Source organism: Wenyingzhuangia sp. (assembly GCF_039768515.1).
Lineage (GTDB): Bacteria > Bacteroidota > Bacteroidia > Flavobacteriales > Flavobacteriaceae > Wenyingzhuangia.
In genome coordinates this window covers 1-10,824 of the sequence record NZ_JBDNAI010000067.1, presented here as the reverse complement: position 1 = coordinate 10,824, position 10,824 = coordinate 1, and the positions used below count along the sequence as shown (strand labels likewise).

Annotated in this window: 6 protein-coding genes and 6 tRNA genes; 10 read left to right on the top strand and 2 right to left on the bottom strand. The window is 34.7% G+C overall.

Annotated features, from left to right (window positions below; translation table 11 throughout):
• Positions 1–75: 75 nt before the first annotated feature.
• Together ABF281_RS04005 and ABF281_RS04000 are read right to left on the bottom strand one after the other, a co-directional pair.
• Positions 76–149: transfer RNA gene (locus ABF281_RS04005), tRNA-Asp, on the bottom strand.
• A gap of 122 nt (positions 150–271) precedes the next feature.
• Positions 272–1,777 carry an acyl-CoA dehydrogenase family protein gene (locus tag ABF281_RS04000; protein ID WP_347180405.1) on the bottom strand — a complete coding sequence of 502 codons (1,506 nt, stop codon included), beginning with the start codon at positions 1,775–1,777 and terminating at the stop codon, positions 272–274.
• A gap of 310 nt (positions 1,778–2,087) precedes the next feature.
• Here ABF281_RS04000 and thrA point away from each other — a divergent pair, with 310 nt between their 5' ends.
• The 10 genes from thrA to ABF281_RS03950 all read left to right on the top strand — a co-directional run bounded on the left by thrA (position 2,088) and on the right by ABF281_RS03950 (position 10,132).
• Entirely contained in the window at positions 2,088–4,541 is a 2,454-nt protein-coding gene (thrA, locus tag ABF281_RS03995) for a bifunctional aspartate kinase/homoserine dehydrogenase I (RefSeq protein ID WP_347180404.1), read from the top strand.
• A 61-nt stretch (positions 4,542–4,602) separates the two neighbouring features.
• The gene (locus ABF281_RS03990; protein WP_347180403.1) at positions 4,603–5,529 is read left to right on the top strand and encodes a homoserine kinase; all 927 of its coding nucleotides are present in this window, start codon (positions 4,603–4,605) and stop codon (positions 5,527–5,529) included.
• 89 nt (positions 5,530–5,618) lie between these two features.
• Positions 5,619–6,917, top strand: coding sequence for a threonine synthase (gene thrC / locus ABF281_RS03985; RefSeq protein WP_347180402.1), 1,299 nt, complete (start codon positions 5,619–5,621; stop codon positions 6,915–6,917).
• Positions 6,918–6,996: 79 nt separating this feature from the next.
• Positions 6,997–8,079 carry a glycine cleavage system aminomethyltransferase GcvT gene (gene gcvT, locus ABF281_RS03980; protein ID WP_347180401.1) on the top strand — a complete coding sequence of 361 codons (1,083 nt, stop codon included), beginning with the start codon at positions 6,997–6,999 and terminating at the stop codon, positions 8,077–8,079.
• A gap of 14 nt (positions 8,080–8,093) precedes the next feature.
• A complete protein-coding gene (rmuC, locus tag ABF281_RS03975; RefSeq protein ID WP_347180400.1) occupies positions 8,094–9,518 on the top strand; it encodes a DNA recombination protein RmuC in 1,425 nt (474 codons plus the stop codon).
• A gap of 116 nt (positions 9,519–9,634) precedes the next feature.
• Positions 9,635–9,708 (top strand) — tRNA-Met (locus tag ABF281_RS03970).
• Between the two features lie 35 nt (positions 9,709–9,743).
• Positions 9,744–9,816: transfer RNA gene (locus ABF281_RS03965), tRNA-Gly, on the top strand.
• 26 nt (positions 9,817–9,842) lie between these two features.
• Positions 9,843–9,915, top strand: a tRNA-Gly gene (locus ABF281_RS03960).
• A gap of 26 nt (positions 9,916–9,941) precedes the next feature.
• Positions 9,942–10,014: transfer RNA gene (locus ABF281_RS03955), tRNA-Gly, on the top strand.
• 43 nt (positions 10,015–10,057) lie between these two features.
• Positions 10,058–10,132: transfer RNA gene (locus ABF281_RS03950), tRNA-Pro, on the top strand.
• Positions 10,133–10,824: the final 692 nt, after the last annotated feature.

Sequence of the window (10,824 nt, the reverse complement as noted above, 5' to 3'; positions counted from 1 at the left end):
GGTGCCAATCGAAAGTCACAATTGTTTATTCATAAACCATAAAAAAAGCTCTCAAATTTATTGAGAGCTTTTATGCGGTCTGGACGGGACTCGAACCCGCGACCCCCTGCGTGACAGGCAGGTATTCTAACCAGCTGAACTACCAGACCGTTGCTGTTAGCGGTCGCAAATATACAACTAAATTCTAGTTACGCAACAAGAAAAAATAAATATTTAAAAAAAAGAAGGGATGTGTAAACACATCCCTTCTTAAATATTTTGAGGTTGTCTATTAAACAAATTTTAACCATGAACTATCTTGTTGATAATCTGTGATTAAACTTGTGCTTTCTTGAAAAGTTAAAGAACTGGCATAGGCAGTTGCTTCATGTTTTAAAGATGTAATACACTCATTTACTAAATTTGAACTAAACCCTTTATCTCCCAAATTAAGGACAAAGTTAGCAGAAACAACTCTACCAATAATCTTTCCTAGGTCTACCATTTTACGTTGTGGTAGTTCCATGTTCAAATTAAAATTTAGAACACTCTTAAAGAATTCAGATGATTTTAATGTCAAATCGTATCCACTTAAAAACTCAAATAGATTATTGATTTTCTGACGTTTCATTAATTTCATAATCGCTTCTGATATTTGGGTGTATAACATTTCGTTTGACCCTTCAAAAATGATAAAAGCTCTACTGTCCATAATTCCTCTAGCCCCAATATTTTCTTCCTTATATCCAGTTGATCCAGACACCTGAACTAAATTCTGAGCGGAAAAGTGCATCATGTCTGTCACCACTGCTTTCATACTATTTGCTTCTACTTGATCTGTGGCCAATTCGTTGTGAATACCACTGTGTTCAGCACTTCGGGCACACATAGAGGAACATACTGTAAAAGCTGCTTGGATATTGGCTATTTGCTCTCTTACCTTATCTAAGGCGAGTAAATTTTTACCTCCTACTATTCTAGTGTTACAGTGATCAATAGCTTCGTCCATCATTCTTTTAATGAATCCCATAGCCATACCAGGGAATTGCATTCTTGAGCGGTGCAATAGGTCTAACATCAATTTAATTCCTGTGCTGCCTCCTTCTAGTTTCTGATTTTCAGGAACGTTGAGGTCGAGAATATTGTTTCCGTATGGTATTGCATATAAACCAGCATTATTGTAGTACTCATCAACCATAACTCTTTGCTCAGGATCTTGGTTGTCAGCAATAAAAAAATCTATATCTCTACCCAATCTACCATCTTCCCCTTTTTTACGAGAAGTTATCAGCCAATAATCAGCTATTCCTGTAAGACCTTGCCAGTGCTTGTTTCCTTTGATATGGTATTTACCATCTTTTAATTGATTTGAGGTTTCCATGTTTAAAGCATCGGAACCAAAACCTGGTTCTGTAATCATCAAACCACCCATGTTTTGTTTTTCTAGAAAACGTTTGAAAATGGGAGCTTGAACTTCTGGCTTAGCATGTTTTGCTACTGGCTCTAGAAATAGTGCAATATTGATTCCAAAAGTTAATGATAGTGGCAAAGACTCGTAGGAAGCGGCTTCTAATACTCCTAAACATTCTTTTACTTTTACACCTCTTCCTCCATATTCAGTTGGAATGGCAACTGACAAAGGATTTTTTTCCATGATGTCTCTAAAAACTTGAGAAGGAAAGCCTCTCATTTGACTAAACTTGCCAATATCATCTTTTTGATAGAAAACACTTTTTAAAGTATCTTTAAAATCCTTTAGAAAGCTTTCGTATGAATCGTTTTTTTTATTGTTTGACATATAATTCTTTTGTCTTAAATTAAATTCTGAAACAAATATACAATACTTAAGATGTTTTCAATGATAATGAAGTCTATTATGGCTTATTTATAATTAATTTATAAAAATTTGAGTTGCTGTTTTAAATAATTTATTAATTTTGGTGTGTGAAAAATACAGAGACTACATATTTAACAACTTCTTTCTTTGCTACCCTTTGGGGTTGTCTTTGTTATTTGTATATATAAACCTAAAAATCTTGTAATTTAATTGATATGACTTTCATTAAAAATCAAGTACTGTTTTTTTTCTCAATCATTCCAACTTTCATATGAAAATTTTAAAATTCGGTGGTTCGTCAATCGCCTCAGCAGCAAATATTAATCTTGTTATAGATATTATTAAATCAAATTGTGAGCACACCAAAATTGCAGTGGTTTGTTCAGCAATTGACAAAACAACTGATGCCCTAAATGACATTGCCACAAAAGCACAAAGTCAAGATGATACTTATCCTCAAGAATTGTCTAAACTAGAAAACAATCACTTTGAAATTGTACGTGAATTGATAGCGATCAACCATCAAAGTGGAGTTTTAAGTGGGGTAAAGAAAATATTTAATGAATTAGAAAGTATCCTTGAAGGGGTTTTTCTGTTAAAAGAACTTTCTCCAAAGACCAGTGATAGCATACTAAGTTATGGTGAGTTTTTGTCTTCATTCATCATCACCAAAGCTTTGCAATGCAAAGAAATAGATGCAGTCTACAAAAATAGTGGAGAATTAATGATCACCAACGATCAATATGGACAAGCTATACCTATTATTGATCTGACAGATAGAAACATCAAAGCGTACTTTAACAGCAATCAACATAAAGTCACTGTTTTACCTGGTTTTACCGCTTGTAATTCACAGGGAGAAAGAACAACTTTAGGTCGAGGGGGATCTGATTACAGTGCAGCAATATTTGCTGCAGCTTTGGAAGTAGATCAATTAGAAATATGGACTGATGTGAGTGGTATGTTTACTGCCAATCCAACAATTGTCAAGCAAGCCAAACCGATAAAGTCATTGTCCTACAGCGAAGCTATGGAATTGTCCCATTTTGGAGCTTCGGTTTTATATCCACCAACTGTGCAGCCTGTCATGAGCAAAAACATACCTCTTTATATAAAAAATACTTTTCATCCTGAGGATGAGGGTTCTTTTATAACAAATGAGAGTATAAATAGCGAAGAGGTTGTAAAAGGAATTAGTCATATTGATAACATTGCCCTAGCTACTTTAGAAGGAAATGGGATGATTGGTATTTTGGGGGTATCAAAAAGATTATTTAGTGCCTTGTCTGAAAGACAGGTAAATGTAATCTTGATTACTCAAGCATCTTCCGAACATTCTATCTGTATCGCAATTGATGGAGATGAAGTTGAGAAAGCCGAAAGAGCAATTCAAGATGAATTTGCCTATGAAATTAGTCTAGGTAAAATAGATCCTTTACATATAAAAACGAAGATGTCTATTGTTGCCATCGTGGGAGAAGAAATGAAAAGTCATCAAGGAATTAGTGGTAGAATGTTTAGTGCATTAGGAAAAGATAATGTCAATATTCACGCGATTGCCCAAGGTGCATCTGAAAGAAACATTTCGACTGTGATTGATTCTAAAAATGTGAAAAAAGCTTTGAATGGTTTGCATGCTGAATTCTTCCAAGGACATATAACAAAGTTGAATCTCTTTGTAGTAGGAGTCGGTAATGTGGGTGCTAAGTTGCTTGAACAGATAGAGAAACAGAAAGCGTATTTATTAAATAAGTTACAGTTAAGTATTGAAGTTGTTGGAATGGCAAATTCCAAAAAGATGATGTTCAATAAAAATGGAATTGATATTTCTGCGAACTGGAAACAAAATCTAATTGAAAATGGAGAAGAATTAGATTTAGATTTATTTCACGAATACGTCAAAGAAATGAATTTAATAAACAGTGTTTTTGTAGACAATACTGCAAATGCGGACATTGCTGGCTTGTATGCTAGTTATTTAAAAGAGAGTGTAGGGGTAGTTACTTGTAACAAAATTGCTGCATCTTCAGAATATAGTGTCTATGCTGGATTGAAGAAAATAGCACAAGAGTACAATGCCCCTTACTTATTTGAAACGAATGTTGGAGCAGGCTTACCTATCATCAATACCTTGAACAACTTGGTGCAATCTGGAGATCAGATTTTAAAGATTCAGGCAGTTGCTTCAGGTTCATTAAACTTTATTTTTAACTCGTTTGTAGGTGACGCTAATTTTGCAAAAATTGTTGATGAAGCAGGAGATTTAGGGTTTACAGAACCTGATCCAAGAATCGATTTGAGTGGTGTTGACGTGGCTCGTAAAATTTTAATTTTGGCTCGTGAAAGCGGTGCTAAAATGAACTTAGAAGACATAGAAAACAAATCGTTTTTGCCAAAATCGAGTTTAGAAGCAGTATCTATTGAAGATTTCAAAAAGACTTTAATTGAGGAAGCAGCCCATTTTGATGCTATTAAAGAAAAAGCCGCAGCAAACAATGCCGAGCTTAAATACGTAGCTGAATTTGTGGGTGGAAAAGCAAATGTTTCTTTACAAGAAGTAGATAGTAAACATCCATTTTCTAACTTGCAGGGAAGCGATAATATTGTACTTTTTTTCACAGAAAGGTATCCGGAGTATCCATTGATTATTAAAGGTGCAGGAGCTGGAGCAGATGTTACTGCTTCTGGTATTTTTGCAGATATCATCAGAATTGGAAAAGGATAAGTTTGGTCTAGCCTTTAGCAGCTTTGCTGGTGTCAAAAGCTAAAACCCAAAAGCTATTAAAATGAATGAAATAAAATTATTTTGCCCAGGTACTATTGCAAATGTTTCTTGTGGTTTTGATGTACTAGGCCTTTGCTTATCTACTACTGGAGATCAGATGGTGGTTCGTAAAGTAGAAACTCCGGGGGTGAAAATAACAAAAATTGTAGGTCAAGATTTGCCATTGGCTACAGAAAAAAATGTTGCTGGTGTGGCAGTGTTGTCCATGTTGGAAAAGCTAAACAACAACACCGATGGTTTTGAAATTGAAATATACAAAAACATCAAACCAGGAAGTGGAATCGGAAGTTCTGCCGCGAGTAGTGCTGGTGCTGTTTACGGTGTTAACGAATTGTTAGGAAAACCTTATAGCAATCACGATTTGATAACGTTTGCGATGAAAGGCGAGGAATTAGCAAGTGGTGTTCCCCATGCAGACAATGTAGCCCCTGCATTATTAGGAGGGTTTACTTTGGTGCGTTCTACTGCACCTTTGGATGTGATAAAATTAAACACTCCCTCACAATTATACGCAACTGTTATTCATCCACAAATAGAAGTAAAAACGGCAGATGCACGTCAAATTTTAAAAAGTAACTTAAGATTAAAAACAGCGATCAAACAATGGGGCAATATCGGTGCTTTAGTTAGTGCATTGTATACCGAAGATTATGAGTTGTTGTCTCGCTCTTTGCAGGATGACATCATAGAGCCGATTCGATCTATTTTGATACCAGCATTTGATCTTGTTAAGGAGGAATCTAAAAAAGCAGGTGCATTGGGTTCAGGTATATCAGGATCAGGACCTTCTATTTTTGCTTTGAGCAAAGGGGAAGCAACTGCCTTAAAAGTAGCTGAGGCTATGAAAAAGGTTTATGATAAAGTAGGGGTTTCTTATGATGTGCATATTTCCAAAATTAATGACCAAGGAATTAAAATAATAGAATAAATAAAGTCTACTCTTCCTATCTTTTTGACATCAAAACTGAAAAAGAAGCGGAGGGTTGAATATTTTAAGTAGATAAAGAAAAAAACAGCATGAAATATTTTAGTTTAAATGAAAATGCCCCTGACGTATCTTTTAGAGATGCAGTAGTCAATGGTATTGCCCCTGATAGAGGTTTATATTTCCCTGAAAGTATATCACCATTGGCAAAGGAGTTTATAGATAACATAGAAAACTATAGTAATAATGAGATTGCCTACGAGGTAATTAAGCAGTTTATTGGTGATGAAATACCAGAACAGGATTTAAAAGAAATTATAGAGGAAACCTTATGCTTTGATTTCCCAATTGTACCCATTGAAGAAAATATAGGATCCCTAGAGTTATTTCATGGTCCAACAATGGCATTTAAAGACGTGGGTGGGCGTTTTATGGCTCGTTGTCTAGGATACTTTAACAAAAAAGAAAAAAACGACAAAGATATCACTGTATTGGTTGCCACATCAGGAGATACCGGAGGAGCAGTTGCTAGTGGTTTTTTAGGAGTTGAAGGCGTAAAAGTTGTTATTTTATATCCAAGTGGTAAGGTGTCAAACGTACAAGAAAAACAATTGACGACTCTGGGGCAAAACATTACAGCTCTAGAGGTAGAAGGAGCGTTTGATGATTGTCAAGATATGGTTAAAACTGCTTTTTTAGATCCATCTCTAGCTCCCTATAGAAATTTGACTTCCGCAAACTCTATCAATGTTGCTCGTTGGTTACCACAAGCTTTTTATTTTTTCTTTGCTTACAAGCAACTAAAAGATAAATCTAAAGACCTTGTGTTTTCTGTACCGAGTGGTAACTTCGGGAATATCTGTGCGGGTATGATTGGACAAAAGTTAGGACTTCCAATCAAGACATTTGTCACGGGAACAAATGTGAATAAAGTAGTACCTACCTATTTGGAAACGGGTGAGTATGAACCCAAACCTACGATTCAAACCATTTCCAATGCTATGGATGTTGGTGCTCCAAGTAATTTTATTAGAATAGAGAAACTACATGATTTTGATATAAATAAATTGAGAAAAAACTTAAAGGGTTATTCTTACACAGATGATGAAGCCACAAGAGCAATGGGTTATTTATACCAAAAATTCAATTATGTAGCAGAACCTCACGGTGCTATTGGGTATTTGGCATTGAAGAATTATTTAAAAACAACAAAAAACACTCAAGGTCTCTTTTTAGAAACAGCACACCCGGTAAAATTTATGGATGTTTTGTTTGAGGGAGTTGCTGAAACCATAGCCTTACCTGACCAGATAAAGGCTGTCATAGACAAACCAAAAGTATCTATAAAGATTTCAGATTATGAAGGTCTAACCGATTTTTTAAAATCTTAACTCAAGTTCTTCAGACAAGATTCTAAAATCCCCTTTTTGGGGATTTTTTTATTTATTTTTGTTAAACATATATATAAAAATGAAAAATACAGCACTTACTCATATACACGAAAAACTAGGGGCTAAGATGGTACCATTTGCAGGTTTTAATATGCCTGTACAGTATGAAGGCGTTAAAAAAGAGCATCAAACCGTAAGGAATGCAGTTGGTGTTTTTGATGTGTCTCATATGGGAGAGTTTTTGCTTGAAGGAAAAAATGCTTTAGCACTGATTCAAAAAATAAGCTCGAATGATGCCAGTAAATTAGCTGTAGGAGATGCTCAATATGCATGTATGCCTAATGAAATAGGAGGAATTGTTGATGATTTATTGATCTATCGTTTAAAAGAAGAATTATACATGTTGGTTGTCAACGCTTCTAATATTGAAAAAGATTGGGACTGGATAGAAAAGCAAAACAATTTGAACGTTTCGATGAGAAATCTTTCAGATGTTTACTCGCTTTTAGCTATTCAAGGACCGAAAGCGGTTGATGCCTTACAAAGTTTGACAACAGTTGATTTGTTATCCATACCTTTCTATAAGTTTGAGGTAGGAAATTTTGCTGGGTGTGAAAATGTCATCATCTCAGCAACAGGGTATACAGGTTCGGGGGGCTTTGAAATTTATTGTACAAATGACGAAGTTGCTCAAATTTGGGAAAGTGTATTTGAAGCAGGATCGGATTATGGAATACAGCCTATTGGATTAGCAGCACGTGACACTTTACGATTAGAAATGGGTTATTGTCTCTATGGTAACGACATCAATGATACTAGTTCACCTATTGAAGCAGGTCTGGGCTGGGTAACTAAATTCAACAAAGAATTCACAAACAAAGAAAAGATTGAAACTCAAAAGAGAGAAGGGGTCAAAAAAAAATTAGTAGGGTTTGAAATTTTAGAGAAAGGGATTGCAAGGAAAGATTATCCAATTGTTAATGTTCATGGAGATGGAATTGGTATTGTTACTTCAGGGACAATGTCACCAAGTTTAAATAAAGCCATTGGATTAGGGTATGTTAGGAGTGAATTTTCTAAATTTAATGATGAAATCTACATTCAAGTCAGAAAGAAGCAAATTAAAGCTAAAATTGTAAAACTACCTTTTTACAAAGGATAATCAAGAATTAAAATATGGAAATGATCTATGTGTTATTAAATTTATTGTTGGGAGGAGCTTTTGGTTTTGTCATTGCAAAAAAAATAAGTGGTTTACAAGCAGATAAACATCTATCTAATACTCAGGAAAAAATCAATTTACTTCAAAAGGAAAAAGACCTTTACGAAGAAAGAGCCGAAGAAAAAATTTCCAGTTTGGAGTTGTTATTGATAGAAAACAAACAAGAGCAACAAAGACTTTTAGAGGAGGCAAAAAAAGAATTAGAAACGTTAAGAAATCAAAAAGAATCTCAATTGAGTGATTTGGGAGAGGAAAAACAAGCTATTGCAGTTGCTCTAGAAAGAGCCAACGCAAAAGTGGAAGAAATCACAAAAGATTTAAAAGAAAATAAAAATGAAATAGAAAAACTGCAAGAAAAGTTTACCAAAGAATTTGAAAACCTTGCCAATAAAATATTAGAAGAGAAATCTAAAACTTTTTCTACTCAAAATCAGAAAAACATTACTGATATTTTAAAACCATTACAGGATAAAATACAGTCTTTTGAAAAGAAAGTTGAAGACACTAATAAAGAAGGTATTGAGAGAAATTCAACTCTGAAAGCACAAATTGAAAGTTTAAGGCACTTAAACAATCAGATGAATAAGGATGCAGAGAACTTGACTAGAGCCTTAAAAGGCGATAGTAAAACTCAGGGGAACTGGGGTGAAATGATTTTAGAACGAGTTCTTGAAAAATCTGGTTTAGAAAAGGGCAGAGAATATGAATTAGAAAAAAGTTTTGATACAGATATAGAATCCAAAACTCGATTAAGACCAGATGTCATCATCAATTTACCCGAAAACAGAAAAATGATTGTCGATTCAAAGGTGACATTAACAGCTTACGAAAAATTAGTGAACTGCCAAGATGAGACAGAACAATTACAATACACCAAAGAGCACTTATTGTCATTAAATAGACACATCGAACAATTGAGTGCTAAGAAATACTCAGAATTATATCAAATAGCATCACCAGATTTCGTACTGATGTTTATTCCTATTGAACCCGCATTTGCTTTGGCCTTAGAACAAGATAATGATTTGTATAATAAAGCATTCGTCAAAAATATTGTTATTGTAACACCAAGTACTTTATTGGCTACTTTGCGAACTATCGAGAGCATGTGGAAAAATGAAAAACAACAAAAGAATGCACTTGAGATTGCCACGCAAGCAACTCGCCTTTATGAACAATTTGTATCTCTTACAGAAGAATTGATTAAATTAGGAAAACAATTAAAAACTGTTGAAGGTACCTATGAAACCACAATGAAGAAACTGACTGGAAAGGGTAACTTGATCAATAAAATAGAAAAATTAAAGGGTTTAGGAATCAAAACGAATAGCAAAGAGTTTAATCAAAAATTACTTGAAAGAGCCTCGGAAGATTTGTAAAAAAATAATTTTAATGGGGTAACAAATTGATATTAAATAAAGTAAATGTATGATTGAAAAAATTTAATTTTTTCTTTTGCAATACAGCGAGTTTGCCTTATATTTGCATCCGCAATGGCGAGGTAGCTCAGTTGGTTAGAGCGTCGGATTCATAACCCGGAGGTCACGAGTTCAACTCTCGTTCTCGCTACAAGTTCTTTATAAGAAATTACCAAATAAAAATAAGCGAAAGTAGCTCAGTTGGTAGAGCGTCAGCCTTCCAAGCTGAATGTCGCCGGTTCGAACCCGGTCTTTCGCTCAATTTTTTTGAATATATAATAATAAGCGAAAGTAGCTCAGTTGGTAGAGCGTCAGCCTTCCAAGCTGAATGTCGCCGGTTCGAACCCGGTCTTTCGCTCAATTTTAAATATATATTCTACTCACGCGAAAGTAGCTCAGTTGGTAGAGCGTCAGCCTTCCAAGCTGAATGTCGCCGGTTCGAACCCGGTCTTTCGCTCAAACAACACCATTGACTTGGTGTTTTTTTTTAGATGACCATTCGGGGTGTAGCGTAGCCCGGTCATCGCGCCTCGTTTGGGACGAGGAGGTCGCAGGTTCGAATCCTGCCACCCCGACAACTTTTAGTATCATATCCATTCAAAACCTTGATAACAGTATGTTTATCAAGGTTTTTTGGTTTTTAGCGCTCATACAATTTGATTGATTTAAAACAAACAAGCTGCTATTAGACTGCCGTACGACGAAAATTAAGGAAAACTTCTGCGATGTTCAATATTCTGTCTAAGCGACAACGATCATAAGGTAAAACAGAAATGAATTTTTGTATTCTATAATGACAACAAATGAGAAAGGGGCAGGAATCAGTTTGATAAGAAAAGTCAAAATTGCAATTAGGAATTCTGACAAAAACTGAGGAAAAGGAACAACTATTGAAGCAAGAACAAACGATTATTTAAGCCAGGTTAAAAAAAAGGAGTTAGTTAAACTTAAAAACAGTCAATACTTAAAATAAGTAGCTGTCCTCCCATGAAATTAAATCAATAATCAAATTCATATTTAAGAGAAACTATAGAGGTCTATTTCTTAAGAAAGATCTTACCATGTCATTTATCACGTCATACTTTTGCAACCTCGATTACATTAACGAGTGTAGTACCAATTGAAACATTGTCTTGACTTCTGGGATATTTTAGAATCTCTATAATTCAAATTTTTGCTAAAGTTATTGAAAGAAAAGTTTTTGCGGATTTGTAAGTTCTAATAAAGAAATTTAATTACATACAATAAATGAGTTCTGGTTTACGAT